Source organism: Novosphingobium profundi (assembly GCF_018491765.1).
Lineage (GTDB): Bacteria > Pseudomonadota > Alphaproteobacteria > Sphingomonadales > Sphingomonadaceae > Novosphingobium > Novosphingobium profundi.
Window position 1 is genome coordinate 16,280 of record NZ_JABWCU010000003.1, and the last position, 26,263, is coordinate 42,542.

The following is a 26,263-nucleotide window of genomic DNA, read 5'->3' on the forward strand; positions in this document are numbered from 1 at the left end:
CCAGAGTACCGGGACGCAATTTACCATGACAGCGCGAACGAAGAAGGGCACGGCCGTATCCGTCGGCTGGCTGCTGCGGTGCATCGCGGTGTTGCTGGCGATGGCGCTCGCGGGTGGGGGCTGGGCCTGGTACCACGTCCATCACTGGCTGCCCGACCGCGCGATCTACCCTACACAAGGCGTCGAGATCGGCGCGCAGGACGGGAACGTGAGCTGGAAGTCGCTGAAGGCAATCGGCGCGGACTTCGCCTATATCGATGCCAGCGCGAGCGCCAGTGGACGCGACCCGCATTTCGTGGCCAACTTCGAGGCGGCGCGCAGTGCGGGCATGCAGGTGGGCGCGGTCCACCGCTACGATCCCTGCCAGCCGGCCGAGAAACAGGCGGCCAATTTCGTGACTATCGTCCCGCGCGAGGCAGACTTGCTGCCGCCCGCCGTCGAACTCGACGAACTGGCCGACGATTGCCCGCAGAACGTCTCGGACGCGCGTGTCGAGAGCGAGTTGATGACCTTCCTCAACCAGGTCGAGGCGCATACCGGCAAGCCGACGATCCTGAAGGTCACCGCGCGCTTCCAGGCGCGCTACACGATCGCGCGCAAGCTCGATCGCAACTTGTGGCTGGTGCGCGACCGTTTCGTGCCCGACTACGCCGGACGGGCCTGGACCTTGTGGACCGCGAACGGGGCGCTGGCGACCGAGATCGCCACGAGCGATCTGCGCTGGCTCGTGCTAAGGCCCTGACCATGAGCGAAATGACCGATTCCGAGTTGGCGGACCGCCGCGAGAGCCTCCTGGAAAGCGCGCGCGAGGCGGCTGGCGGGGCCTATGCCCCCTATTCGAAGTTCCACGTCGGTGCCGCCCTGCTGATGGCCGACGGCACGGTGGTGACCGGCGCCAATGTCGAGAACGCGAGCTATGGCCTCTCGCTTTGCGCCGAGACCGTGGCGGTGGCCAAGATTCTCTCGGCAAAGGGCGAGGCTCGCCAGTTGCTCGCCGTCGCGGTAACGGGTGGGGCACCCGGCGCGCCGGGGCAGGGGATGACGGTGACGCCATGTGGCCGGTGTCGCCAGATGCTCAACGAAGTCGCGCAGCTTGGCGGCACCGATCCGGTGGTCTGGAGCGACGGCGCGCAGGGTATTCTCGAAGAGCGCCTTTCGACGTTGATTCCCCACGCTTTCGGCCCTGCGAACCTCGCCTGACAGGCGTATTCCCGCCCAACCGCGCGGCTTCCGACTGGCTTTCGAGCTGATCGCTTGGCCGCAAACACATTGTCTACTTTTTGAATTGATAATATGGCTGTCCCCAGTCGGGACGTATACCGAGTCGACCGGCGAATCCCCTTTCAACAGGATGGAGATTCCAATGACTCCTTATCGCCATTCCGCTTTCGATCCGCGCCGCACCGACGTGGAGGTGCTGCTCATCCCCGCTCGACCGCTGACGCCCGCGCACTGGATGTGGCACTGGGCCCAGCGCAACCGGCACTGCCGCATCGTCGAACTGGGCATGTGGGACGAGCCCCATCGCAACACCTGGGTCAACAAGCTCAACCTCGCCATCGGGCGCAGCGAGCGACCGGTCGTCCTCGTCACCGAGGACGTCGCCGCGCTCGCGCTCGCCTGGTGGGTCGAGTACGAGAGGGTCGGATCGCAGAGCCCCGTGGTCGGGGCCTTCGTGGTCAATCCGCCCGATGTCGACCGGCCTGGCCTCGACCCGCGCGTCGCCCGCTTCGGCGCCATCCCGCGCCAGGAAATGCCCTTCCGCACGTTCGTGGTCGCGCATGCTCTGGGCGACAACTACTACCAGCGCGCGATCATGCGCCTGACCCGCGACTGGGGCGCCTGCCCGGTGTGCGATTTCGCGCAAGGGCCCTGGCCGCGCGGCTGGGCGATGCTGCAGTCGGTCCTCGGTTTGTCGCTCGACGAGCCCGAAAATGCGATCGTGCGGCCGCGCCCCGTCCGCGAGGCGCCGCTGCGACCGGTCCATGCGCGCACCCGCGGGCGGGCCGGACTGCCCGACCCGCTCGCGCACGTGGTGTGGTGCTGATGCGCTGAAAGCGTGGTTCGTGACGTCGCCGGGTCAGGCGGCGTCACGTTCCTCCAGCCATTCGAGCAGCGTGGCCAGGCAATCGCGACCCAGCTGCATCGAGCGTTCGGGGCTCCAGCCCTGGCGCGCGTCGGCGGCGGGGGCATGGTCCTTGAACGGCATTTCCAGCGTCATCGCGACGGCGCCGAAGCGTTCGGCGACCTGGTTGGTCGACATCGCAAGGTTGCCCTTGCCCGCCGGTGCCACCGGGTAGCCGAGCTTGCGCTGGAAATCGGGCGTGCGTCGGTCGAGCAGCTCGCCAAAGCGGTCGTAGCCCGCCTTCTGCTCGGCGGTCAGCGAGGGGATGCCTTCGAAGCCGGCGAGGAACACCGCCGGGATCGCCTCGTCGCCGTGGACGTCCATTGCGAAGTCAACGCCGGTCTCGTCCATCGCCCCCCGGATCGCGAGCACTTCGGGCGATTTTTCGGGAGTGGGCTGGGCCCATTCGCGGTTGAGGTTGGTGCCCACCGCGTTGGTGCGCAAGTGGCCACGGGCCGAACCGTCGGGATTGCAGTTGGGCACGATGTGGAGCGTTGCGCGCTTGCGCAGTTCGCGGCCCGTCGAATTGGACGAATCGGTCAGCAGGTCGAGCGCCCCTTCCATCCACCATTCGGCCATCGATTCGCCAGGGTGCTGGCGGGCGTAGAGCCAGACGCTGACGGGGCCTTCGCCCATCTCCAGGCAATCGATCGGCTGGCCGTCGAGCGTCGTGCCGAGCGTGCGCAAGGTCACGCCATCACACTGCGCGGCGTCGGCGACGAGGTCGTGGTGCCGCTCCATCGAATAGGGAGCGAAGTAGGCGAACCAGGCAAGGTCGTCGGTGGGCGTATAGCGGATCGTCAGGCTGCCGCCGTCGTCCTGCTCGCTCCAGGTCGAGGGGGTGCGGGTCCACAGCGCCCGGTCTTCCGAGACGCAGGCGTCGTAGCCGGGCCAGCCCATCGGATAGGCCGAGCCGTTGAGGCCGGTGATCGTCAGTGTCAGTTCGCGCCCCGCGGCGCCCGAGACGCGAAAGTGGAACCACTGCGCGAAATCGGACTGGTGATCGCGCCGAATTGCCAGGCGAGCGCTGGCGCCGTCGATCGAGAGGACCTCGATGTTGCCGGAATCGAAGGCGGAGTGGATCTGGATGTCGCTCATATTCAACTTTTCTGTCATTTCACGAGGATGGTCTGGCCCGATTGTCCGGGAAAGCCTTCAAGCAGGGCATGCGCCATGCGCGCGGCGCTGGCGTCGGGCTGCGCCATGGCGGACTTGCTCGAGACGACCTGCTGCGCGCGGCCTTCCCAAAGGCGTTCGCCGCTCGCGGCATCGTCGATGGTGAGCGAGAGGCGCGTGGCGATCTGTTCGGCGGGCGGTCCGGAAAGGTCGATGCTGAGGCCGAGGCCCACGCCCGAGCCATAAGTGCCGGTGGTGCCCGCTCCGCCCACCGCGACGCGCGAGCCGTTGCGCTCGGGCCGGTGGCGCTCTTGCAGCAGCGTTAGGCGCGCCACGCGCGTGGTCGTGGTGTTCGCGGCGGGCAGGATGCGAAAGCCGATGCGCTCCAGCTCGTGAGCGACGGCTTGCGCGTAGATGTTGTCCTGCGGACCAGCTTCCGGGGTCTCGGCGATCACCAAGCGTATCGTGCCCAGGTTCGCGGCCGGTGCGCTCATGCGGTGAAAGCGTGTCACTTCGACCGGGCCGGGGGCAGGCGTCGTCGCGCAGGCGGAGAGAAGGGCGAGAGCGCCACCCGCGCTCAGCGAACGGAAGAAAATAGGCAGCCTTTGCATCGCGTTCGTGCTTCCGCTCGAGGAATGGGCGCACCGCTCGAATGGAAGCGGTGGTCTCCTCGATGTGGGGGAAGCGGGCAGGGGATGCAAGTCGTGTCAGTCGTGCCTGGCGGCCTCTGCGGGGATCTCCTCGGGGCTTGCGCCGAAGTCGTCGCCCTGCGCCCGGGTCTGCGGAGGGATGCCGATCTCGGTGACCGGCACGGTGACCGGCTGGCCATCGGGGAAGCCGTCGAGAAGGGCATCGGAAAGCTTGGTCGCGATCGCCGCATCGCTCCACTTGTCGTCACCTTCGTAGGTGGCGATTTCGGCATTGCCTTCCCACAGGACCTTGCCGTCGGCGCGGTCGCGGATGCGCAGGTCCATGCGGGTGGAGACGAGCGCGGTGCGTGGCTTGGTTAGGTCGACGTTGACGGCCAGGCCATAAGACTGCCCGTACGTGCCCACCGACATTGCCGCCGCGCCGCTGACCGGATTGCGCTTGCCCTCTGCAGGGACGAGGACGCGCTGGTGAATGGTCACTTCGGCGACCTGGGTATCGGCGCCGGCGGTGTTGAGCGTGTCGTAGCCCGCGCCGACCAGCGAATTGACGACGGCCGCCTCGAAGCGCGAACGCCGGTCGGGACCGACCCAGTCGGTTTCGGGGCCATCCTTCTGTTCGGAAACGACCTTGATCGAGCCGTGGCCGAGAATTTCGGCGGCGCCGTCCGCGCGCACGAAGCGGCTGACCTGGACGCGGCCGTCGCGCGGATCCCGGGAACTGGCGGACGAGCGGGGCATCGGCATCGGCGAATCCCAGGCCGATCGGCCCCAGCCGCCGCGTCCTCCCCATCCCGATCCACCCCAGCCACCCCAGCCGGGCTGGGCCAGGGCGGGCGTGCAGGCCAGCGTTCCCAGCGCCAGGGCCAGGCCCGTACGGGCAAGGCGGGGCAGGCGGCGGCGCACGGTCTTGTCTTCGACCCGGCGATTCGTATCTGGCACGGAAGGTTCTTTCCTTGGCTTGGCCAATGTTCGGCTTGTGGAGGCACCCGAAGGTGGCTTAGCATCGATCCGCCTTGATGGCCGATGAATAAGCCCCGGCGCGACGGTTTTGCGACAATTTCATCGCTGCTGGGCTCTCGCGGGCGTGGCGTCAAGCTTGACTCCGCGCCAGCCAGCCAGTAACGGGCCGACTTCAAATTTCCGGCGGTCGGTAACCGCCTGACCAACCTGGACGAGACAAGACATGAAGATTCGCAACAGCCTCAAGTCGCTCAAGGGCCGTCACCGCGACAACCGCGTGATCCGTCGCCGTGGCCGCACCTACGTCATCAACAAGACGCAGCCCCGCTTCAAGGCGCGCCAGGGCTGATTCGAATCGCCTGACCCCGCTGCAGTCCTGCGGCGGGGATTTCACGGCGGTCGGTCTATGCGTTGACATATCAGGCCCCCGCCATCGCGCGGGGGTTTTGTCGTGTCGCAAGTTCGTGTTTCCATCGATGCCGTCGTCTTTGACGTCGGTCGCGTCATCGTCCAGTGGGACATGCGCCTTCTGTTCGCGCAATTGATCGCGGATCCCGAAGAACTCGACTGGTTCTGTTCGACGGTGATCACCGAAGCCTGGCACCACCAGCACGACGAAGGGCGCGAGCTCGCCGAACTCGTCGCCGAGCGCAAGGCCGAGTTTCCCGGCTACGATCACCTGATCGACGCTTACGCGACCCGCTTTCTCGAGACGATACCCGGCAACGTTCCGGGCACCCACGCCATCGTGCGCGAACTTGCCGCGGCGGGGCTGCCGCTCTTTGCGATCACCAATTTCGCTTCGCCCTTCTGGCGTGAATACCGTGCGGGCGAACCGTTGTTCGATCTCTTCGGTGACATCGTCGTCTCGGGCGACGAGAAGATCGCCAAGCCCGACCGGCGCATCTTCGACCTTGCCGCCGCGCGCTTCGGGCATGCACCCGAGGCAATGCTGTTCATCGACGACAACCCGCCCAATATCGCCGCTGCCGCCGCGCTCGGCTGGAACGTGCACCACTTCCGCGATGCGCCCACGCTGCGCGCCGACCTCGTCGCGCGCGGGCTGCTGGGCTGAGTTCCCGCAATTCCCCGACCTTCGTCCGGAACCCGTTCCGGCCTCGCGTTTTACCCTGTCGCTGCGCCTGCGGAATTTTAATTTCGCACGCGCAGCGAGGGTCCTTGGCAAGTCCCGTTCGATGTTGCATCACATGGTCAAACGGGAGTCACGATGTCGACGACGAACGCGCCGAAATTTGACGAAATGCTCAATGAGGATGGAACAGTTCGTTCCGCCTATGCTGATTTTCGCAATTGGTACGATGCGCAGGACAAAACTTGGCTAAGACGTCAGGACGGCGAAGCCGAGCGTTTCTTTCGTCGTATTGGCATTACTTTCAATGTTTACGGTGAAGCCGACGCCGAAGAGCGTCTAATACCTTTCGACATGATCCCCCGGATCATCACGGCACGCGAATGGCGCAAGCTCACCAAGGGCATCGAGCAGCGCGTTCGGGCCATCAATGCCTTTCTCCAGGACCTCTACCATCGCCAGGAGATCATTCGCAGCGGACGTCTGCCGATCGAGGCGCTGCGCAACAACGAGGCGTTCCTCTCGCAGATGATCGGCTTCACGCCGCCGGGCGGGGTCTACACGCATATCGTGGGCATCGATCTGGTGCGGACCGGGCCCGACGAATTCATGGTGCTGGAAGACAACGCACGCACGCCCTCGGGGGTCTCCTATATGCTGGAGAACCGCGAGACGATGATGGCGATGTTCCCCGAGCTTTTCACCAAGATCCCGGTGCGCCCGGTTTCGGACTACCCGCGTCGCCTGGCCCGCTCGCTGCGTGCCTGCGCCCCGGCGGCCTACAAGGGTGCGGGTGGCAAGCGGCCGGTGGTGGCGGTGCTGACGCCGGGCATCTACAATTCGGCCTATTTCGAACACGCCTTCCTGGCCGACCAGATGGGCGCCGAACTTGTCGAGGGCAGCGACCTGCGCGTCATGGACGGGCGCGTCGCGATGCGCACGACGACGGGCTACAAGGCGATCGACGTGATCTACCGCCGCGTCGACGACGACTATCTCGATCCGCTCACCTTCAATCCGGATTCGGTGCTGGGCGTGGCGGGTATCATGGATGTCTACCGCTCGGGCGGCATCACCATCGCCAACGCGCCGGGAACCGGCATCGCCGACGACAAGGCGATCTACAGCTACATGCCCGAGATCGTGGAGTTCTATACGGGCGAGAAACCGATCCTCGACAATGTGCCGACCTGGCGCTGTTCGGAAGCCGATTCGCTCGCCTATGTGCTCGACAATCTCAAGGATCTGGTGGTCAAGGAAGTCCACGGTTCGGGCGGCTACGGCATGCTGATCGGACCGACCTCCTCGAAGAAGGAGCTGGCTGCATTCGAGGAGAAGCTGCGGGCGCGTCCGGCGAACTACATCGCCCAGCCCACGCTCTCGCTCTCGACCGTCCCCATCTTCACGCGCGAAGGGCTGGCCCCGCGCCATGTCGACTTGCGCCCCTTCGTGCTGGTTTCGCCCGATGGCATCGACATCACGCCTGGCGGGCTGACGCGCGTCGCGCTCAAGAAAGGATCGCTGGTGGTCAATTCGTCGCAAGGTGGCGGCACCAAGGACAGCTGGGTGCTGGAGGACTGATGCTTGGTCGTGCAGCCAATGGCGTCTACTGGATGGCCCGCTACCTCGAGCGGGCGGAGAACACCGCGCGCCTGATCGACGTCGGCTTCCATCTCGCGCTGACCAGTTCAAGCAAGGATTCGCAATACGACGAGTGGCGCTCGGTGCTTACCACCGCAGGCCTGATCGAGGGTTACGAGGCGAGCCATTCGGACTTTTCCGGCGCGCAGGTGTTCAACTACATCCTGCGCGACCGCGACAACCCCGGCTCGGTGCTCAACATGCTCGAATACGCGCGTACCAACGCGCGGGTGGTGCGCACCAGCATCACCAACGCGGTGTGGGAGGCGACCAACGAAGGCTGGATGACGCTGCGCGACATGCTCTCGCGCCCGGTGCGCGAGACGAACCTGGGCGAAGTGCTCTCCGCGATCCGCCAGACCGGACAGATGGTGCGCGGCGCACTCGACGGCACGATGCTGCGCAACGAGGTCTACAACTTCGCGCGCATCGGCACCTTCATCGAGAGGGCGGACAACACCGCGCGAATCCTAGATGTGAAGTACTACGTGCTGCTTCCCTCCACGGCCTGGGTCGGCTCGAACCTCGACAACCAGCAGTGGGACACGCTGCTGCGCTCGGTCGCCGGCAACCGCGCCTTCTCGTGGCTCAATGCAGGCTCGATGGACCCGCGCGAGATTGCCCGCTTCCTGATCCTCGACGCGCAGTTCCCGCGTAGCCTGGTGTTCTGCGCGGAGAACCTCCAGGCGAGTCTCGCGGGACTGGCCAAGGAATATGGCTGCGAGACCTCGGCGCACGAACTCCTGCGCGATTCGCTGACGCGGCTCCACCAGCTCGACGTCGACAAGATCTTCGAACAGGGGCTCCACGAGTTCCTCCAGGAATTCATTACCGCGACCAACGCGGTCGGCGCCGTGATCGCGGCCGACTACCGCTTTACCGAGTAAGGAGACCCGTGCTTCTCAGTGTTTCGCACAAGACCCGTTACCTCTTCGAGGAACCCGTCGCTCACGGCCTGCAACGCCTGCGCCTAAAGCCCAAGTCGACGCACGGGCAGGAGATCCTCGAATGGTCGATGGAGCTCGTCGGCGCTACGGTTGAGGCCGAGTACGACGATCAGCACAACAATCATGCCGCACTCGTCGCGCTGAAGCCGGGTGTGCAGGAAGTCGTCGTGACCTGCCAGGGCCTGGTCGAGACCTCGGGCAACGACGGGGTCATCGGCCCGCATACGGGGCTCGTTCCCTTGTGGTATTTCCTGCGTCCGACCGCACTGACGAAAGCCGGGAGCAAGCTGAGGCAGCTCGTCGCCTCGGTCGATGCCGACCGCGCCGATCCGCTTGCCTTCCTGCACGCGCTTTCGCGGGTCGTGGCCGATCAGGTCGCCTACGTCCCCGGTGCGACGGACAGCGCGACCACGGCCGAGGACGCGCTCGCGGCGGGCAAGGGGGTGTGCCAGGACCACGCGCACATCTTCATCAGCGCCGGTCGCCTCGCCGATATCCCGATGCGTTACGTCGGCGGCTATCTGAAGATGGATGACCGCGAGGAGCAGGAAGCCGGGCACGGCTGGGCGGAAGGCTACGTCGCCGGTCTCGGCTGGGTGGGCTTCGACATTTCCAACAAGGTCTGCCCCGACGAAAGGTACATTCGCGTAGCTTCGGGTTGCGACTATGGCGAGGCCGCCCCGGTTACAGGTATTTCGCGTGGCGGCGGTGCGACGAGTCTCGATGTGCATTTGTCGGTCGCGGAGAAGCTGCTAGGGAGTCAGCAGCAGCAGCAATCCAGTGATGGGTCGCAGCGGCAGGCGGGTTCGGGTCCTCTATGATGGGCTTGCGCGCCCGTTGATACGAACAGGGGCGTAAGCTTCGCCGAAACCTCGGCGAGGACTTGAAAACAATGCAGGATCAAGACGTTCGATGACCTATTGCGTGGGCATGATGCTGGAGCGTGGGCTCGTGTGCATGAGCGATACCCGCACCAATTCGGGCGTCGACAACATCTCGACCTTCCGCAAGATGTACCACTGGCAGGTTCCCGGCGAGCGAATCATCTCGATCATGACCGCGGGCAACCTCGCCACCACGCAGTCGGTGATCAGCCAGCTCGAGGAGCGCAACAAGGCGCCCTGCGAGCGGCACAATTCGTTGCTCGATGCCGACACGATGTTCCAGGTCGCGACGATCGTGGGCAATCTGCTCCAGGAGACGATTGCCAGCCGGGTCGAGGACACCGGCCAGCGCGCCGCAGCGGGCACCTTCAGCGCGACGATCATCGTGGCGGGGCAGATCGCCGGCATGGAGCCGCGCCTTTTCATGATCTACCCGGAAGGCAACTTCATCGAGGCGAGCTTCGACACGCCCTTCTTCCAGATCGGCGAGACCAAGTACGGTCGCCCGATCCTGCTGCGCGGCTACCAGCGCGACATGAGTTTCGAGGCTGCGGTCAAGTTGCTCACCGTCTCGTTCGACTCCACGCTCAAGGCCAATCTTTCGGTCGGCCTCCCGCTCGACCTGCTGGTGATCGAGCGCGACCGCTTCGAGCCGCTTCACGAGCGCCGCATCGAGGCGGGCGACCCTTATCTGCAGGCCGTTTCGGACGGTTGGGGGGAGGCGCTTCGTCAGGCGCTCGACGCCTTGCCCGACTATCGCATGGACCCGCTCCTGCAGGACATCGCGTCCTGACCAGGTCGTTCGCGGGTCTCGTTTCGATCCATTTTGGCTGCGAAGACGTTTAACTGCGTAAACTAATTCCTTGTCAGGGCTGCTAACCTGCCGTCTTCACTCCAGATGGGAAGGGGACGCAGGATGGGCCTAGGTCTGTTTCGGTTGGCACGGGGGAGGAGGCACGCGCCGACGGCGGCCCCGGTCTGTTTTCTGGGGGACGTGCAGGGCAAGGGAAAAGGCTATTTCCTCAACGGGCGTGGGCAATACACCCACGAGGTCGTCTGCCTCGAACGACGCCATCCCGCGCTCGCCTGTGGCGAAGGGGTGGGGCGGGTTCTTGTCGGTGGTTCGGGCCTGGGGGAAGGGCCCGGCGTGCTGGGGCGCGATTTTCTCGCCCGGCTTGTCGAGACGCGGGGCGACAGCCTCTGCCGCAACCGGATCGCCGTTCATATCGCGGGCGACTGTATCGGCTATCTGCCTCCCAGCCTCTCGACGATCTACGCCGAATGGGCCGAGGACTGGCGCCTGATCGACACCCTGATCCTGTGCCGGGCGCGGGTCATGATCCGAACGCGTCCCGCTTGCCGCGCCAAGGCGACGGCGCAAGTCATGCTCGACATCGCCCGCCCGTTCCAGTTGCGCGCGTTCGGCAGCTGACCCGGACCTTCTGGCCGCAGCCCGAGCGATCAGCGGCAGTAGCTGCCGCCGCTCGCCTCGAGATGGAAGTGGTTGGTGTGGGCCGAATTGTAGTCGGGGCCGAGCACCATTCCGAAGCGCTTGCAGGCACTTTCGTGCACAACGCGCAGGAAGCGCTTCTCGGCCGGGGTACCGCCGTTCCAGTCGTTGAGGACGGTTATCCGGCGTCCGTCGTCGAGCACGAAACCCGAGACATCGATGGCGTTTGCGGTCGCGTGGCCCGAGCGCTTGCTGGTGCCGGCCACGTTGCGGCAGTTGTAACTGCCGAAGGTCTCGATCCGTGCGATCCGGCTGCCGAGGATCTGCTCGGCGGCGCGGTCGACCCCGAAACGCGCCCAGCCGGCGAAGCCGGTCGCCATCGAGCAGGTGACGGGGCCTAGGTTGGTAAGGCCGAGCGAGGCGGTGTCGCTGGCCAGGCTGGAAAGGCGCACCGCATTCACATTCGAGCAGCCATTGCCGAAATACTGGTCGGGCAGGGGCTGGTAGCTCACGTGTTGGGCGCTCAGCGAACTGAGGCACTGGCCATAGGCAGGACTGGTGCTGAACGTGCGCGTCGCCTCGTGCGCGGTCTTGCGCGTGGGCGCCGGCGCTTGCGGGCTGCCGATGCAGGCGCTGAGCGTCGCCACGAGAGGCAGGATGAGCAGATGTCTGCGCATGGCCGCAGGGTATCGCATCGAGGTGGTTAACGCGAGGTTACTTCGTGTCTGGGAAAATCATGAAAATCAGCCCCTTGGTATTCGGTTCGTCCGGATGAACTTTCGTCCGGGCGCGGGAATCGTTTGACAAGATCGCCAGACCAACTAGATGCGGCTGCGGGCCACGCGGTCCCAACGCCGCGCGTGCTCTCTGTGAGGAGAGTCTTAAATGACTGATATTACGGTTCCGGCGCGCAAGCCTGCGCGTCCGCATTTCTCGTCGGGTCCCTGCGCCAAGGCGCCGACCTTCGCCCCCGAAAAACTCGCTATCGAATCGCTGGGCCGCTCGCACCGCGCCAAGATCGGCAAGACGCGCCTTCAGTACTGCATCGATCTGATGCGCGAAGTGCTGCAGCTTCCCGATACGCACCGCATCGGCATCGTCCCGGGTTCCGATACCGGCGCCTTCGAGATGGCCATGTGGACCATGCTTGGTGCCAAGCCGGTGACCGCGCTGGCCTGGGAAAGCTTCGGCGAGGGCTGGGTGACGGACGTGGCCAAGCAGCTCAAGTTCGATCCCACCGTGATCCGCGCCGACTACGGCCAGCTGCCCGACCTGACCCAGGTGGATTGGAGCAACGACGTGCTCTTCACCTGGAACGGCACCACTTCGGGCGTGCGCGTTCCGAACGCCGACTTCATTCCCGCCGACCGTGAAGGCCTCGCCTTCGCCGACGCGACCTCGGGCGTCTTCGCCTATGACATCGACTGGTCGAAGATCGACGTCTGCACCTTCTCCTGGCAGAAGGTGCTGGGCGGCGAGGGCGGCCACGGCGTCCTGATCCTCGGCCCCCGTGCGGTCGAGCGCCTGGAAAGCTATACCCCCGATCGTCCGCTTCCCAAGATCTTCCGCATGACCAAGGGCGGCAAGCTGATCGAGGGCATCTTCAAGGGTGAGACGATCAACACCCCCTCGATGCTGGCGGTCGAAGACGCGATCTTCGCGCTTGAATGGGCCAAGGATCTGGGCGGCCTGGAAGGCCTCAAGGCGCGTTCGGACGCCAACGCCGCAGCGCTCGACAAGATCGTCGCCGAGCGCGACTGGCTCGGCCACCTGGCCGCCGATCCGGCAACCCGTTCGAAGACTTCGGTCTGCCTCACCGTCGAAGGCGCGGACACCGACTTCATCAAGAAGTTCGCGGCCGCCCTCGAGAAGGAAGGCGCCGCCTTCGACGTCGCCGGCTACCGCGATGCGCCCGCCGGCCTTCGCATCTGGTGCGGCGCCACGGTCAATACCCAGGACATCGAGGATCTCGGTCCCTGGCTTGACTGGGCCTACGCCACCGTCAAGGCCGCTGCCTGATTTTGTCGCTGTGTCCCGGCCCTCCGTGCCGGGACCGCTTTTCCGCAGGCACTGCACGATGCGGCCTGTGTTCCCTGCCAGCCGTCCGCTTCAGGACGCGCGGGACGACGACAAGGAATTTGTAAAATGACCAAGCCCAAGGTTCTCATTTCCGACAAGATGGACCCCAACGCCGCGCGTATCTTCGAAGAGAACGGCTGCGACGTCGACGTCATCACCGGGGAAACCCCCGAGCAGCTGATTGCCCGCATCGGCGAATACGATGGCCTTGCCATCCGTTCCTCGACCAAGGTCACCAAGGAAATCCTCGACGCCGCGACCAACCTCAAGGTCATCGGCCGCGCCGGCATCGGCGTCGACAACGTCGACATCCCCTACGCTTCGGGCAAGGGCGTGGTCGTGATGAACACCCCGTTCGGCAACTCGATCACCACCGCCGAGCACGCCATCGCGATGATGTTCGCGCTGGCCCGCCAGATCCCCGAAGCCAACGCGCAGACCAAGGAAGGCAAGTGGCCGAAGAACGCCTTCATGGGCGTCGAAGTCACCGGCAAGACGCTCGGCCTCATCGGTGCGGGCAACATCGGCTCGATCGTCGCCAGCCGTGCGCTCGGCCTCAAGATGAAGGTCGTCGCCTACGATCCGTTCCTGACGCCCGAGCGCGCCGTGGAAATGGGCGTGGAGAAGGCCGACCTCGACACGCTGCTTGCCAAGGCCGACTTCATCACGTTGCACACGCCGCTGACCGAGCAGACCCGCAACATTCTCTCGGAAGACAACCTGGCCAAGACCAAGAAGGGCGTGCGCATCGTCAACTGCGCGCGTGGCGGCCTGATCGACGAGCACGCGCTCAAGACCCTGCTCGACAGCGGCCATGTTGCCGGTGCCGCGCTCGACGTGTTCCAGACCGAGCCTGCCAAGGAATCGCCGCTGTTCGAGTGCGCGAACTTCATCTGCACTCCGCACCTGGGCGCCTCGACCACCGAAGCGCAAGTCAACGTGGCTCTGCAGGTTGCCGAGCAGCTCTCGGATTACCTCGTCAACGGCGGCGTCACCAACGCGCTCAACATGCCCAGCCTCTCGGCCGAGGAAGCGCCCAAGCTCAAGCCCTACATGAAGCTCGCCGAACAGCTCGGCAGCCTCGTCGGCCAGCTGACCCGCGATTCGGTTCCCCGTATCTCGATCCACACCGAGGGCGCGGCGGCCGAGCTCAACATGAAGCCGATGGTCGCGGCGGTTCTCGCCGGGTTCCTGCGCGTCCAGTCGGACTCGGTGAACATGGTCAACGCCCCCTACCTCGCCAAGGAGCGCGGCCTGGAAGTGCGTGAAGTGAAGACCGAGCGCGAAGGCAACTACCACACGCTGCTGCGCGTTTCGGTCAAGACCGATGCGGGCGAGCGTTCGGTTGCCGGCACGCTGTTCAACAACACCGACCCGCGTCTCATCGAGCTGTTCGGCATCAAGGTCGAGGCCGAGCTCACCGGCGACATGATGTACATCGTCAACGAGGACGCGCCGGGCTTCATCGGCCGCATCGGCACGCTGCTCGGTGAAAACGGCATCAACATCGGCACCTTCAATCTGGGGCGCCGCGAGACCGGCGGCGAAGCCGTGCTGCTGCTCTCGGTCGACAGCGCGGTTCCCGAAGACGTGCTCAAGGCCGCCGAAGGCCTGCCGGGCGTGAAGCTGGTCAAGGCGCTCAAGTTCGTCTGACCTGCGTGCGGCGCTGACGCCGCACGAGCCTAAACGACAGGAAGGGGCGTGCCTGCGACGGGCGCGCCCCTTTCGCGTATGTTGCACGGGAGCAAGGGCCGGCTCGCAACGTTGCAACCTCGATGAAACGCGTTGCAATACCTGCGCAATCGTTGCGTGTGACCACTCGCCCCATGGTTTGGGTCCGAGCAATGCAGGCAGGCAAGTCCGGTCTGAACAAGGTGATCGCCTCTTCGCTGGGCGTCCGGCTGGTCAGCGACGTGCCCGAGCGCATGGCGCGCTGGCCGGGCCCGACGCCGATCGACGCCAAACGTCGCCGCATGATCGAGGCGATCCGGGAGCGCGGGATCCTCTTCATCCACGTACCCAAGAACGCGGGAACATCGATCTGCGAAACCCTGTATGGGCTTCAGGTCAAGCACAGCACGGTTGACTATTACCGCCAGGTTGCGCCCGACGTGCTTGCGCTTCCCAGCTTTGCGATCCTGCGCGATCCGGTCGAACGCTTCGTTTCGGCCTTCCATTACGCCAGTGCCGGCGGCACGCGCGACCGGCAGGTCGCAACGCCGTTCCGCGCGCGCTACGCCCGTTTCGAAAGCTTCGACTGCGCTATCCGGCACATGGAAAAGTGCCGTGATCTCTTCGCGATGGACCATATGTTCCGACCCCAGTCCTGGTACGTGACGAAAGGGTGCGGTACGCTCGGGGTCGACCATCTTATCTGCTACGACCAGATCGACCGTATCCGCGAGTACGCTGGCCTCGAGACGATTCAGGAGGTTCCTTGCCTCAACAGCGGGCGCAGGGCAAAAGTCGAACTGACCGCGCGCCAGAAGGCGTTCGTGCGCGATTTCTACCGCGACGACTACGCGTTGATCGCGGCGACGCGCAACTGAAACGGGGCAAGGCGGCCCTCGCGCGAACAGAATTGCGCAGCGTGGGCTCTTGGCTTGCTGAATCCGCCTTGCTGGCCCTATAGGCTCGACCCGAACAAGGGCGTGGCCGCTTCCGGCCCGCGCCCGGCGCCGTGAAACGGAACGGGCGTGAATGCCTCTTTCCGGATCGGCCAGTGGAGTTTGGAAACGTTCAGATGCAGGATACCGACCGCGACCTGTTGCCCGAAGGCCTTGGTGACCGACTGCCCGCGCAGGCACAGGCTGCCCAGCACGTGCGGCGCGTGGGCCACGACGTCCTGGCGGGCCACGGCTACGCGCGGGTCGAGCCGCCCCTGCTCGAATTCGAGAAGTCGCTCGCCAGCCGGATGGCGGGGGTCCAGGTGCGGCGCATGTTCCGCTTCGTCGATCCTGCCTCGCTGCGGCTCCTGGCACTGCGCTCGGACATGACCGCGCAAGTCGCGCGCATGGCCGCCACCAGCCTTTCCAACGCGCCGCGGCCGCTGCGCCTGTCCTATTCGGGGTCGGTGAGCACGATCAAGGGTGATGGGCTCGATCCCGCGCGCGAACGCCTCCAGATCGGTGCCGAACTCATCGGTACCGACACCGTGGCCGCGGCGGCCGAGATCGTCGAACTTGCCATCGAGACACTGGCGACGGCGGGGGCCACGGGCATTTCGGTGGATTTCACGCTGCCCGACCTCGTCGACACGTTGAGCGCGGGGCCGCTGCCACTGCCCTCGGCGAAGATTGGCCAGGTGCGCGAAATGCTCGACGCCAAGGACGCGGGCGGTCTCGTCGATGCGGGCGGCGAGGGCTATCTGCCGCTGCTCTACGCGGTGGGGCCGTTCGAAAGCGCGATAGAGCGTCTCGCCGACTTCGACGCAGGCGGTGTTCTTGCCGGCCGGATCGAGGGGCTTCGCGCCATCGCCGGACGCGTTGCGGGCAAGGCGCGCCTCACGCTCGACCCCTCCGAGCGGCATGGCTTCGAATACCAGTCCTGGTTCGGCTTCACGATCTACGCCGAGGGCCTCTCGGGGAGCCTGGGCCGTGGCGGTACCTACCAGATCCTGGGTCAGGCTGGCGAAGAGCCTGAGGCCGCAACCGGCTTCTCGCTCTATCCCGAGCCGTTGATCGAGGCACTCGCCGCGCGCTCGCAGGAGCCCAAGCGCCTGTTCCTCCCGCTCGGCCACGACCCGCGCATCGCCGCCCAGCAGCGCGCGGTGGGCTGGATCACGCTGGCCGCGCTCTCGGATGCGGACGATGGCAAGGCGCTCGGGTGCAGCCATGTCTTGCAAGGAGCCGAAGCCGTCCCGCTTTGAGCGGGAGGCGCCGGGGTGATTCGCGCCGGTGCGAGGGGGCAAGACGCAGCACCTGACGCATTTACGGCAATACAATCGCACGGGGGATGGGTTTCGTGGCAATTCTATTGCAGATAGTGGCCCGCGAACCTTGCTCTGGAGGGCGCCTTGGCTTAGGGCGCGCGACGGTACTTCAATCAGCAGTGAAAGCGTGAAGCGTTGGCAAACGTAACGGTGATCGGCGCCCAGTGGGGCGATGAGGGCAAAGGCAAGATCGTGGACTGGCTGGCTAGCCGGGCCGATGCGGTCGTGCGTTTCCAGGGCGGCCACAACGCTGGGCACACGCTCGTCGTGGGCGAGCAGGTCTACAAGCTGTCGCTGCTGCCTTCGGGCATCGTCACCGGCACGCTGTCGATCATCGGCAACGGCGTGGTGCTCGATCCCTGGCACCTCAAGTCCGAAGTCGAGAAGCTGCGCGGCCAGGGCGTCGAGATCAACGCGGACAACTTCGCGATCGCCGACAACTGCCCGCTGATCCTTCCCGTCCACCGCGAGCTCGATGGCCTGCGCGAAGCGGCCGCTGGCGCGGGCAAGATCGGCACCACCGGCCGCGGCATTGGCCCGGCCTACGAGGACAAGGTCGGCCGCCGCGCGATCCGCGTCTGCGACCTCGCGCATCTCGACGCGCTCGAGCCGCAGCTTGATCGTCTTTGCGCGCACCACGACGCACTGCGCGCCGGTTTCGGCCAGCCGCCGATCGACCGCGAGGCGCTGCTGAACGAACTGCGCGAGATCGCGCCGTTCGTGCTCCAGTTCGCCGGGCCGACCTGGCGCCGTCTCAACAAGGTGAAGAAGGCAGGGGCCCGTATCCTGTTCGAGGGCGCACAGGGCGTGCTGCTCGACGTCGATCACGGCACTTATCCTTTCGTCACCAGCTCCAACACCGTTTCGGGCACCGCGGCGAGCGGGTCGGGTCTCGGCCCTTCGGCGACCGGCTTCGTGCTGGGCATCGTCAAGGCCTACACCACGCGCGTCGGCTCGGGCCCGTTCCCGACCGAGCTTGAGGACGAGACCGGCCAGCGGCTGGGCGAGCGCGGCCATGAATTCGGCACCGTCACCGGTCGCAAGCGCCGCTGCGGCTGGTTCGACGCGGTGCTCACCCGCCAGTCCTGCGCCATTTCGGGCGTGACGGGCATCGCGCTGACCAAGCTCGACGTGCTCGACGGCTTCGAGAAGGTGAAGATCTGCACCGGCTACCGCCTCAATGGCAAGGTGCTCGACTACTTCCCGAGCCACGCCGCCGACCAGGCCGGTGTCGAGCCGATCTATGAGGAAATGGACGGCTGGCAGGGCACTACCGCGGGCGCGCGCTCGTGGGCGGACCTGCCTGCGCAGGCGATCAAGTACATCCAGCGCGTGCAGGAACTGATCGAGACGCCGGTTGCGCTGGTCTCGACCAGCCCCGAACGTGAAGACACGATCCTCGTGCGCGATCCTTTCGCGGACTGATCACAACCGGGTGCTTGGCGGTCCGTGCGCTTACGCACTGGCGAGCCGGTTCGTAGCTGATAGGATCGGGACATGCCTGGGCGTGTTCCGATCCTTCCGATTCTGGCGGCTGGCCTGCTGACGGGACCGGCTATGTCGCAGGCTCCCACCGATCTGCCCGCAGTCGATTATCTGCGCGTCGAGAAAGCGGCGCGGCGGCTTGAACTCTGGCAGGGCGTGCCGGGCGAGGGCGGGCACCGCGTCCGGGTCATCGAGGGTATCCAGCTCGGCGACGCGCCGGTTGGCCCCAAGCGTTTCGAAGGCGATGAGCGGACCCCCGAGGGCCGCTACGTGATCGATTGGGGCAATCCCCGCTCTGCCTACAATCTTTCGCTGCACATCTCCTATCCCAACGCCGAGGATCGCGCCTATGCACGGGCGCAAGGCCGCTCGGCAGGCGGCATGATCATGATCCACGGACAGCCCAACGACCGGGCTGGGGGGCGTGTACCGGGCGACTGGACCGACGGCTGTATCGCGGTCTCGAACGCCGAGATCGAATTCCTCTGGCAGGTGGTGGGCGACGGGACGCCGATCGAGATCGTGCCCTAGCGAGCTCAGGAAGGCATGCGGCTCGATTGCATAAAGCGGCATCAACAAGCACCAAATTGCACCGCGTGCACGATTGCCAAAAATAGTTAGATGCCTAACTAAGCGCTCATGCCGAACCGCGAAACACTTTCCGCCGCTTTGCCGGCGCATGTCATGACCTTGGGTCGGATCTGGCGCCAGCTGGCGGACCGTGTGCTGGCCTCGCTCGAGATTTCGAACTCGACGGGCTATGCACTGCTCCACCTCGAGCGCCTCGGCCTGGGGGCGCGCCAGTCGGATCTTGCGCGTGAAATCGGCATTACCGAGGCCTCGCTCGTACGCACCTTGCAGCAACTCGAACGCGCCGAACTGGTCGAGCGCGAGGCCGATCCCGACGACGGCCGCGCCAAACGTTTGCTGCTTACGCCGGAAGGGGCGCGCCTGGCGCGCCGGATAGATGCCAGGTTGATGGAATTGCGCGCAGAATTGCTCGAGGGTATCAGTGATGATGAACTCGGGGCAGTGGTGCGCGTTCTCGAGCGCGTATCGGCCCGCATAACCGAGAGGCGGGGGCGAGCGTGACGCAACGTTGGGGGATCAATGCCGCGCTGTTCAGCCTGAAAGGCTTCGCGGCTGCGGTGCTGGCGATGTACGTCGCCTTCTCGATCGGGATGGAGCGTCCCTACTGGGCTTTCCTGACCGCTTATATCGTGTCCGGCCCCTTTGCAGGTGCGGTCGTCTCGCGCGCGCTGTTCCGCCTGATCGGCACGTTCGTCGGGGCGACGATGGCGGTGGTGATCGTGCCGCCGCTGGTCGCCAATCCGCCAGTGCTGGTGCTGGCCATGGCGACGTGGACGGGGTTCTGCGTCTTCGTCTCGATGCTCGATCGCAAGCCGACCTCCTACATGTTCGTGCTCTCGGGCTACACGGCCTGTCTGATCGTCTGGCCGACGGTGGGCGCCCCGCAGGAGATCTTTACCATCGCCGCGCTGCGCACGCAGGAAATCGCCATCGGCATCCTGTGTTCGGCGCTGATCCACGGCGTGGTCTTTCCCAATTCGATCTCGAAGTTCCTGCTCGGCCGTGCCGACGATATCCTGCGCGATGCCGAGACCTGGAGCCGCGATGCCCTCCAGCTCGATCCGAGCGCCGAGCTGGAAGTCGAACGTCGCCGCCTGGCCCAGGACATCACCGAGTTGCACCAGCTCTCGATCCATCTTCCCTTCGAGACCAGCCGCCCCGCGCCGCGCATCCGCGCCGTGCGTGCGTTGCAGGACAATCTTTCACAGCTCCTGCCCTTGTGCGCGGCGATTTCAGATCGCGTGCGCACCTTGCGTGCGAGCGACGCGCTAAGCAGCGAGGAGGAAGCGCTCCTTGCCGACGTTCGGAACTGGATCGCCAGCCTTGAGGACGCTTCGCTCGAAGCGAGCGAGGCGACCGGGTTGACCCTGCAGCAGCGCAGCGCCGCGCTCGAGCCGGAGATTTCGGAGCAGAGCGACTGGCTCGCGCTGGTGCGCGTCAGCCTTCTCGCGCGGGTGGGGCAGATGATCGACGCGCACCTCAATTGCCGGGTGCTGGCGCGCCAGATCGCCACGCTCGACCGTCGTCCGGTCTCCGTGCGCGTGGGGCCGCTTCTCGAAGGGGCGGGCGAGCGGCCGCTCCACCGCGACTATTGGGGGGCGCTGCGTGGCGGGGCCGGAGCCTTCATCACGATCGTTCTGGGCTGCACGCTGTGGATCGGCCTCGGCTGGGACGAGGGTGGGACTTTCGTCATGCTCGCGGCGGTTTTCCTCTCGCTTTTTGCCGCGATGGACAATTCCCTGCCGCCGGTGCTCGGCTTCTTCAAGGGCACCGCGATCGCCACGGTGCTGGGCGCGCTTTATGGCTATGCGATCCTGCCCATGCTCAACGGTTTTCCGGAAATGGTCGCGGCGATGGCCCCGCCGCTGCTGATCCTGGGCGCGATGATGACAGTGCCGCGCTACCTGGGCTTCGCCTTGCCCGCGCTGCTGGGCCTCGGCAGTCCGTTCATCGTCTCGGAATCCTTCCGGATCATCGACTTCTCCACGTTCGTGAATGGGCAGATCGCGCAGCTCGGCGCGGTGCTATTCGCGCTCGTCATGGTCCGTCTTCTTCAGGCGGCCGGGGTGGAGCACGCCATCGCGCGCACGATGCGCGCGGGCTGGCAGGACATGGCCGATCGCGCCAACCGCATGGCGCCCCCCAACGTCAACGCCTGGATATCGCGCATGCTCGACCGTCTCGCGCTGCTGACCCCGCGCCTGATGGCGACGGGCAAGGCGCCGGGCGAACCGCTTTATGACGTGCTCCAGGATTTGCGGACGGGCGTGGCGGTGGGCGAATTGCGCCTGCTGAGGCTCGATATCCCGCCCGCCGAGCGGCAGGGCATTACCGATGTGCTCGCCGGGGTCGCCGGTTACTACCGCGCGCTCGAACCCGACGAACGCCGCGCCGCCGATCCCGAGCTGCTCGCACGCATCGACGCGGCGCTGCACCAGTTCTGCGCGGCGGCCCAGCAATCGCTGCGCCGGCGCGCGGCGCTGCCGCTCGTCACCTTGCGCCGAAATCTCTTCCCCGACGCCCCGCCGTTTACGGCCATGGCCCCGCTGACCGGAGTCCTTGCATGAACGGAGAATATTCGCTGAACGGCATCTTCGTGCCGTCGCTGCTGGTCTTCGGGATCATCGCCTCGCTGTGCACGGTGCTGCTGATCCGGGTGATCAACCACTTCGGGTTCTACCGGTTCGTCGCCTACCGCGCTCTCGTCGATCTCGCGCTCTACGTCATCGTCTTTGGCGCCGTCGCCTTCCTTGCCCCCCATTTCGGGTTCGCTCCATGAAAAACACACTCGCCATGCTCGGCCGCAGCGCGGCCACCATCGTCATCGTCCTCGTCGCCATCGTGATCGCGGTTTGGATGTGGAACCACTACGAGAACACGCCCTGGACCCGCGACGGACGCGTGCGCGCCGACGTGGTGCGGGTTACCCCCGACATCTCGGGCCTCGTCACTTCGGTCGAGGTGCGCGACAACCAGCTGGTCAAGGCCGGGGACCTGCTCTTCGTGATCGACAAGCCGCGCTACACGCTCGCGGTCCAGCAGGCGCAGGCCAGCGTCGCGAGCGCGCAGGCGACCCTGGCGCAAGCGCGCCGCGAGGCCAACCGCGACCGCGCGCTCGGCGATCTCGTCGCCACCGAGACCCACGAACAGAACCTTGCCCGCGTGCAGACCGCCGAGGCGGCACTGGCCGAGGCGCGCTCCGCGCTCGACGGGGCCGAGCTCAATCTCCAGCGCACGCAAGTCCACGCCTCGGTCGACGGCACGGTGACCAACCTCGACCTGCACCCGGGCGATTATCTCGCCGCGGGCAAGCAGGCGATGGCGCTGGTCGACCGCTCCTCGCTGCGCGTCGAGGGCTATTTCGAGGAAACCAAGCTGCCGATGATCCGCATCGGCGCGCCGGTGGTGGTGCACCTCATGGGCGAGGACCGCGACATCAAGGGCCGTGTCGAAAGCATCGCGGCGGGTATCAGCGACAGTTCGCGCGGCGATGCCAGCAATCTCCTGCCCGACGTCGAGGCGACCTTTTCGTGGGTGCGCCTGCCCCAGCGCATCCCCGTGCGGGTCAAGCTGATCGACGTGCCCAAGGACGTTCGCCTGGTCCTCGGGCGCACCGCGACGGTGACGGTCGAGCCCGCGCCGGTCCGGAAAGACCGGCCCGTCGCGGCGAAAGTCGGGAAGGTGCAGCCGTGAGACCAGTGCGCTCCTTCGTTGCCCTGGGCGCGCTCTCACTCGCGCTGGCCGCCTGCGCTACAGCCGGGCCCGACTACCATCCGCCCGAGAACGCCGTTGCCAACAGTCCGTCGGCCGAGGCTCCTTTCGCCTCGGGCAACGACCCGGCCTTTGCGCAGGCGCCTTTGCCCGATCGCTGGTGGCACCTCTACGAGGATCCCCGCCTCGACAGCCTGGTCGAAGAGGCGCTTGGCGCCAACGCCGACTTGCGCGTCGCCGAGGCCAACGTGCTGAGGGCCGAGGCGGTCGTGCGCGAGGCGGGCGGTGCAACGACGATTGGCACCGAGGTCAGCAGCGGTGTCACGCAGGAGCGTAACCATTCGCTGCGCTCGGCGGGGACCAACATGCCCGGCATCCTCACCGGCAATCTCGGCCTGTCGCTGAGCTATCCGCTCGACCTGCGTGGCAAGCTGCGGCGCGCGATCGAGGCGGCGCAGGGAGACCGTGAGGCGGTCGAGGCAGCGCGCGACACGGTGCGCATCACCGTCGCGGCGGCCACGACCCGGGCCTATGCCCAGGTTTGCGCGGCCAATTACCAGATCGCCACCGTGCGCAAGGTCATCGAGCTGCAGGAGCAGACGCTTTCGGCCACGCAGCGCCTCCAGAAGGGCGGGCGCGGCACCAGTTTCGACGTGAGCCGGGCGCGCACCGCGGTCGATACCAGCGCGGCGAGCCTTCCGGCCTACTTTGCCCAACGCAAGAGCGCGCTCTACCTGCTGGCGACACTGCTGGGCCGTGCTCCGGCGGACTACCCCAAGGACGTGGAGAGCTGCGCGGAGCTGCCGCGCCTTTCCCAGCCGTTGCCGATCGGCGATGGCGCCGCGCTGATCCGCCGGCGCCCCGACATTCGCCAAGCCGAGCGCACCATCGCGGCGGATACGGCGCGCATCGGCGTCGCGACGGCCGATCTCTATCCCTCGATCAGCCTGGCCGGCGGGGTTGCGATCTCCAACCAGGTCAGCGAGCTGCCGCGGCAGGAATCGTTCGGGTTCGGGATCGGTCCGCTGCTGAGCTGGAGCTGGCCCAACCGCAAGCCGGTGCGCGCGCGGATCGATCAGGCCGACGCGCGCGTTCAGGCCGATATTGCCCAGTTCGATTCGACCGTCCTCACTGCACTGCGCACCACGGAAACCGCGCTCGATGGTTATGCGCGCAACCGCGAAAGGGCCGCCGCGCTTGGCAAGGCGGCGCAGAGCGCGGGGGTTTCGGCGGCGCAGGCGAACAAGCTGTTCCGCTTCGGACGGGGGGATTTCCTCTCCCTGCTCAGTGCGCAAAGCGCGCTGGCTTCGGCGCAAGTCAGCCACGCGGCAGCGCAGGCCGCGCTGGTCGACAACCAGATCACGGTGTTCCTCTCGCTCGGCGGCGGCTGGGAGAAGGCCCCGGTCCCGGCCGCTGGCGGGCAAGGCACGGCCACTCCGGCTGGCGAGGCGGCGGTGGCCCCGAAGGGCTGATCAGAAGTCGACCGCGATGCCCTTGTGCACCCAGTCACCGTAGCGGGTGGGGGAGAGGCCCTCGGGGTCTTCCTCCTCCGCCGCGTCGTTCGGGATCTTGGGCGCCGGTTGGGGCGCAGGCTCGTTCGTCCAGTGGGCCGGCTTGGTGAAGCCGGCGGGACGGGTGGTTGCGCGCTTGGTCATGGGCCCTCTCTGCGACGGCTGGCGGGAAAAGGCAATCGCCTGTAAGGCGCTGCGATGGATATTCCCGGTCTTCCCGCGCGCCGTGCCGCGCTCAATCTCATCGATGCCGTGCTGCGGCGGGGCGAAACGCTCGACCAGGCGGCCGGCGCGGCGCTTTCACGCGTGCGCGGCGAGCCCGACCGGGCGCTTGCGCGCGCCATCGCGGGCGAAGTGCTGCGCTGGCGGGGCGATCTCGACGACCTGATCGACAGCGCGACGCGCCAGCCGCTCGCCGAGGACGCCAAGGCCCGCGCGGTGCTCGAGATCATGCTGGCGCAAGTCCTGCGCCTCGAGACACCCGCCCACGCCGTGATCGCCACCGGCCTGCCGCTTTTGGCGGGTGGCCCGCGCCGCCTGGCGCATGGCGTCTTCTCGACGCTCACCAAGCGCGGTGTCTCGTTGCCCGAAGTGCCGACCCTGCCCGAGGACGCGCGCGAACGTTGGGGCGCGCGGGCCGAGGCGATCGCGCAAGGCCTCGCCTTGCCCCCGCCGCTCGACCTGGCGCTGCGCGATCCTGGCGAGACCGCGCTCTGGGCCGAGCGTCTGGGCGGCACTTCGCTGATGCCCGGCCACGTGCGGGTTTCACGTGGGAGCGCGGTGTCCGAACTGGCGGGTTTCGGCGAAGGCGCGTGGTGGGTGCAGGACCTCGCCGCGAGCCTGCCCGCGCGGCTTCTGGGCGCAGGCGAGGGCCGCCGCGTGCTCGACTTGTGCGCCGCGCCGGGAGGCAAGACCATGCAATTGGCGGCGGCAGGTTGGCAGGTCACCGCGCTCGACATCGCGGGGCGTCGTCTCGAACGCCTGCGCGAAAACCTCGCGCGCACGCGCCTTGAGGCCGAAGTGGTTCAGGTCGATGCGCTCACCTGGACGCCCGATGCGCCTTTCGAGGCGATCCTGCTCGATGCGCCCTGCACGGCGACGGGCACCTGCCGGCGCCATCCCGACGTGCTCCACCGCGTGGGTCTGCGCCAGATCGTGGAGATGACGCAGATCCAGTCGGCTTTGCTCGAACGTGCGGCCAGTTGGCTGGCGCCGGGCGGGACGCTGATCTACGCGGTCTGCTCTATGGAGGCGGCGGAAGGCGAGGATCGCGCGCGCGCAGTTTCGGGCCTTGCCGCAGAGGCGATCACGTCGCCAGAGCTGCCCGAAGGTCTTGCACCGGGCCCGGAGGGCTGGCTGCGCACCGACCCCGGCATGCTCGAGGCCGCCGGGGGCCTCGACGGGTTCTTCATCGCGCGCTGGCGCAAGGCCTGACCGGCCCGATCGTCTCCGCAAGGGAGCGCCCGGACCGGTCCTGGGTCGGCCGGGTCAGGCCTTTTCGGCCTTTACCGCGTTCTGGAAGCTCTTGCGCAGCTTCATCAGCTTGGGCGGGATCACGGCGAGGCAGTAGGGATTGCGCTGGCCTTCGCCTTCCCAGTACTCCTGATGGTAGTCCTCGGCCGGGTACCAGGTCGCCGGTCCCTCGATCGTGGTGACGATCGGCTCGGCGCTGGTCTCGGCCGCGCGGGTGATCGCGGCTTCGGCCTCGGCGCGCTGGTCATCGTCGAGCGGGAAGATCGCCGAACGGTACTGCGTGCCGACGTCGTTGCCCTGGCGGTTGAGCTGCGTGGGATCGTGCGTGCCCATGAACACGTCGAGGATCTGCGCGTAAGAGATCGCGTGCGGGTCGTACGTGAGGCGGATCGCCTCGGCGTGGCCGGTCGCGCCCGAGCAGACCTCCTTGTAGGTCGGATCGGCCACCGTTCCGCCGATGTAGCCGCTCTCGACCTCGGTCACGCCGATCACGTCGCGAAAGACGGCCTCGGTGCACCAGAAGCATCCGCCGGCCACGATTGCTGTTTCCATGATCTTGGTTGTCCTTGTTGTCGGGGGGTAATGGTCGCTAGATAGGCATCGAAACCGTGCTTGTCAT

28 protein-coding genes are annotated in these 26,263 nt (G+C 66.5%); 22 read left to right on the plus strand and 6 right to left on the minus strand.

Annotated features, from left to right (window positions below):
- Positions 1-25 precede the first annotated feature (25 nt).
- The 3 genes from HT136_RS02615 to HT136_RS02625 all read left to right on the plus strand — a co-directional run bounded on the left by HT136_RS02615 (position 26) and on the right by HT136_RS02625 (position 2,047).
- The gene (locus tag HT136_RS02615) at positions 26-742 is read left to right on the plus strand and encodes a glycoside hydrolase family 25 protein (RefSeq protein WP_214197533.1); all 717 of its coding nucleotides are present in this window, start codon (positions 26-28) and stop codon (positions 740-742) included.
- A gap of 2 nt (positions 743-744) precedes the next feature.
- Complete coding sequence (locus HT136_RS02620) at positions 745-1,200, plus strand: cytidine deaminase (protein ID WP_214197535.1); 456 nt, start codon at positions 745-747, stop codon at positions 1,198-1,200.
- Positions 1,201-1,363: 163 nt separating this feature from the next.
- The gene (locus tag HT136_RS02625; protein WP_214197537.1) at positions 1,364-2,047 is read left to right on the plus strand and encodes an RBBP9/YdeN family alpha/beta hydrolase; all 684 of its coding nucleotides are present in this window, start codon (positions 1,364-1,366) and stop codon (positions 2,045-2,047) included.
- A 33-nt stretch (positions 2,048-2,080) separates the two neighbouring features.
- Here the strand turns inward: HT136_RS02625 and HT136_RS02630 are convergent, their stop codons facing one another.
- The 3 genes from HT136_RS02630 to HT136_RS02640 form a co-directional block, all read right to left on the minus strand.
- The gene (locus HT136_RS02630) at positions 2,081-3,223 is read right to left on the minus strand and encodes a M14 family metallopeptidase (protein ID WP_214197539.1); all 1,143 of its coding nucleotides are present in this window, start codon (positions 3,221-3,223) and stop codon (positions 2,081-2,083) included.
- Positions 3,224-3,237: 14 nt separating this feature from the next.
- A complete protein-coding gene (locus tag HT136_RS02635) occupies positions 3,238-3,852 on the minus strand; it encodes a DUF4136 domain-containing protein (RefSeq protein ID WP_214197540.1) in 615 nt (204 codons plus the stop codon).
- A gap of 96 nt (positions 3,853-3,948) precedes the next feature.
- Positions 3,949-4,830 (minus strand): DUF4136 domain-containing protein, encoded by an 882-nt coding sequence (locus HT136_RS02640; protein WP_214197542.1) that lies wholly within the window; start codon positions 4,828-4,830, stop codon positions 3,949-3,951.
- 244 nt (positions 4,831-5,074) lie between these two features.
- Here HT136_RS02640 and ykgO point away from each other — a divergent pair, with 244 nt between their 5' ends.
- The 7 genes from ykgO to HT136_RS02675 all read left to right on the plus strand — a co-directional run bounded on the left by ykgO (position 5,075) and on the right by HT136_RS02675 (position 10,845).
- Positions 5,075-5,200 carry a type B 50S ribosomal protein L36 gene (gene ykgO, locus HT136_RS02645; protein ID WP_123152541.1) on the plus strand — a complete coding sequence of 42 codons (126 nt, stop codon included), beginning with the start codon at positions 5,075-5,077 and terminating at the stop codon, positions 5,198-5,200.
- A 102-nt stretch (positions 5,201-5,302) separates the two neighbouring features.
- Positions 5,303-5,926: an HAD family hydrolase gene (locus HT136_RS02650; protein ID WP_343222087.1), complete on the plus strand. Its 624-nt coding sequence runs from the start codon at positions 5,303-5,305 to the stop codon at positions 5,924-5,926.
- Between the two features lie 153 nt (positions 5,927-6,079).
- Positions 6,080-7,522: a circularly permuted type 2 ATP-grasp protein gene (locus HT136_RS02655; RefSeq protein ID WP_214197544.1), complete on the plus strand. Its 1,443-nt coding sequence runs from the start codon at positions 6,080-6,082 to the stop codon at positions 7,520-7,522.
- A complete protein-coding gene (locus HT136_RS02660; RefSeq protein ID WP_214197546.1) occupies positions 7,522-8,469 on the plus strand; it encodes an alpha-E domain-containing protein in 948 nt (315 codons plus the stop codon). The genes HT136_RS02655 and HT136_RS02660 overlap by 1 nt, the downstream gene beginning before the upstream one ends.
- An 8-nt stretch (positions 8,470-8,477) precedes the next feature.
- Complete coding sequence (locus HT136_RS02665) at positions 8,478-9,350, plus strand: transglutaminase family protein (protein ID WP_214197548.1); 873 nt, start codon at positions 8,478-8,480, stop codon at positions 9,348-9,350.
- A gap of 91 nt (positions 9,351-9,441) precedes the next feature.
- Positions 9,442-10,206, plus strand: a complete 765-nt coding sequence (locus HT136_RS02670; RefSeq protein WP_214197550.1) for a proteasome-type protease — start codon at positions 9,442-9,444, stop codon at positions 10,204-10,206.
- A 201-nt stretch (positions 10,207-10,407) separates the two neighbouring features.
- Entirely contained in the window at positions 10,408-10,845 is a 438-nt protein-coding gene (locus HT136_RS02675; RefSeq protein ID WP_214197551.1) for a hypothetical protein, read from the plus strand.
- Between the two features lie 29 nt (positions 10,846-10,874).
- Here the strand turns inward: HT136_RS02675 and HT136_RS02680 are convergent, their stop codons facing one another.
- A complete protein-coding gene (locus HT136_RS02680) occupies positions 10,875-11,540 on the minus strand; it encodes an extensin family protein (RefSeq protein WP_214197553.1) in 666 nt (221 codons plus the stop codon).
- A gap of 208 nt (positions 11,541-11,748) precedes the next feature.
- Between HT136_RS02680 and HT136_RS02685 the strand changes: the two genes are divergently transcribed.
- The 11 genes from HT136_RS02685 to HT136_RS02735 all read left to right on the plus strand — a co-directional run bounded on the left by HT136_RS02685 (position 11,749) and on the right by HT136_RS02735 (position 24,132).
- On the plus strand, positions 11,749-12,882 hold the full coding sequence (locus HT136_RS02685; protein ID WP_214197555.1) for a phosphoserine transaminase: 1,134 nt from the start codon (positions 11,749-11,751) through the stop codon (positions 12,880-12,882).
- A gap of 126 nt (positions 12,883-13,008) precedes the next feature.
- On the plus strand, positions 13,009-14,595 hold the full coding sequence (gene serA / locus HT136_RS02690) for a phosphoglycerate dehydrogenase (RefSeq protein ID WP_214197557.1): 1,587 nt from the start codon (positions 13,009-13,011) through the stop codon (positions 14,593-14,595).
- 191 nt (positions 14,596-14,786) lie between these two features.
- Positions 14,787-15,491: a sulfotransferase family 2 domain-containing protein gene (locus tag HT136_RS02695; RefSeq protein ID WP_214197559.1), complete on the plus strand. Its 705-nt coding sequence runs from the start codon at positions 14,787-14,789 to the stop codon at positions 15,489-15,491.
- A 194-nt stretch (positions 15,492-15,685) separates the two neighbouring features.
- Positions 15,686-16,810 (plus strand): ATP phosphoribosyltransferase regulatory subunit, encoded by a 1,125-nt coding sequence (locus HT136_RS02700; protein WP_214197566.1) that lies wholly within the window; start codon positions 15,686-15,688, stop codon positions 16,808-16,810.
- A gap of 198 nt (positions 16,811-17,008) precedes the next feature.
- Positions 17,009-18,298, plus strand: a complete 1,290-nt coding sequence (locus HT136_RS02705; protein ID WP_214197568.1) for an adenylosuccinate synthase — start codon at positions 17,009-17,011, stop codon at positions 18,296-18,298.
- Positions 18,299-18,370: 72 nt separating this feature from the next.
- A complete protein-coding gene (locus tag HT136_RS02710) occupies positions 18,371-18,889 on the plus strand; it encodes a L,D-transpeptidase family protein (RefSeq protein ID WP_214197570.1) in 519 nt (172 codons plus the stop codon).
- 153 nt (positions 18,890-19,042) lie between these two features.
- The gene (locus HT136_RS02715; RefSeq protein WP_246543298.1) at positions 19,043-19,450 is read left to right on the plus strand and encodes a MarR family transcriptional regulator; all 408 of its coding nucleotides are present in this window, start codon (positions 19,043-19,045) and stop codon (positions 19,448-19,450) included.
- On the plus strand, positions 19,447-21,516 hold the full coding sequence (locus HT136_RS02720; RefSeq protein WP_214197575.1) for an FUSC family protein: 2,070 nt from the start codon (positions 19,447-19,449) through the stop codon (positions 21,514-21,516). Before HT136_RS02715 ends, HT136_RS02720 begins: the two co-directional genes overlap by 4 nt.
- Positions 21,513-21,728 (plus strand): DUF1656 domain-containing protein, encoded by a 216-nt coding sequence (locus HT136_RS02725; protein ID WP_214197577.1) that lies wholly within the window; start codon positions 21,513-21,515, stop codon positions 21,726-21,728. Before HT136_RS02720 ends, HT136_RS02725 begins: the two co-directional genes overlap by 4 nt.
- Positions 21,725-22,642 (plus strand): efflux RND transporter periplasmic adaptor subunit, encoded by a 918-nt coding sequence (locus HT136_RS02730; RefSeq protein ID WP_214197579.1) that lies wholly within the window; start codon positions 21,725-21,727, stop codon positions 22,640-22,642. Before HT136_RS02725 ends, HT136_RS02730 begins: the two co-directional genes overlap by 4 nt.
- 5 nt (positions 22,643-22,647) lie before the next feature.
- Positions 22,648-24,132 carry an efflux transporter outer membrane subunit gene (locus tag HT136_RS02735; protein WP_214198340.1) on the plus strand — a complete coding sequence of 495 codons (1,485 nt, stop codon included), beginning with the start codon at positions 22,648-22,650 and terminating at the stop codon, positions 24,130-24,132.
- Here HT136_RS02735 and HT136_RS02740 read toward each other — a convergent pair whose 3' ends face one another.
- A complete protein-coding gene (locus HT136_RS02740) occupies positions 24,133-24,315 on the minus strand; it encodes a DUF1674 domain-containing protein (protein ID WP_214197582.1) in 183 nt (60 codons plus the stop codon).
- 54 nt (positions 24,316-24,369) lie between these two features.
- Here HT136_RS02740 and HT136_RS02745 point away from each other — a divergent pair, with 54 nt between their 5' ends.
- A complete protein-coding gene (locus HT136_RS02745; RefSeq protein WP_214197583.1) occupies positions 24,370-25,605 on the plus strand; it encodes an RsmB/NOP family class I SAM-dependent RNA methyltransferase in 1,236 nt (411 codons plus the stop codon).
- A gap of 54 nt (positions 25,606-25,659) precedes the next feature.
- On the opposite strand, the gene msrA is transcribed toward HT136_RS02745, so the two are convergent.
- A complete protein-coding gene (msrA, locus tag HT136_RS02750; RefSeq protein ID WP_214197585.1) occupies positions 25,660-26,196 on the minus strand; it encodes a peptide-methionine (S)-S-oxide reductase MsrA in 537 nt (178 codons plus the stop codon).
- Positions 26,197-26,263: the final 67 nt, after the last annotated feature.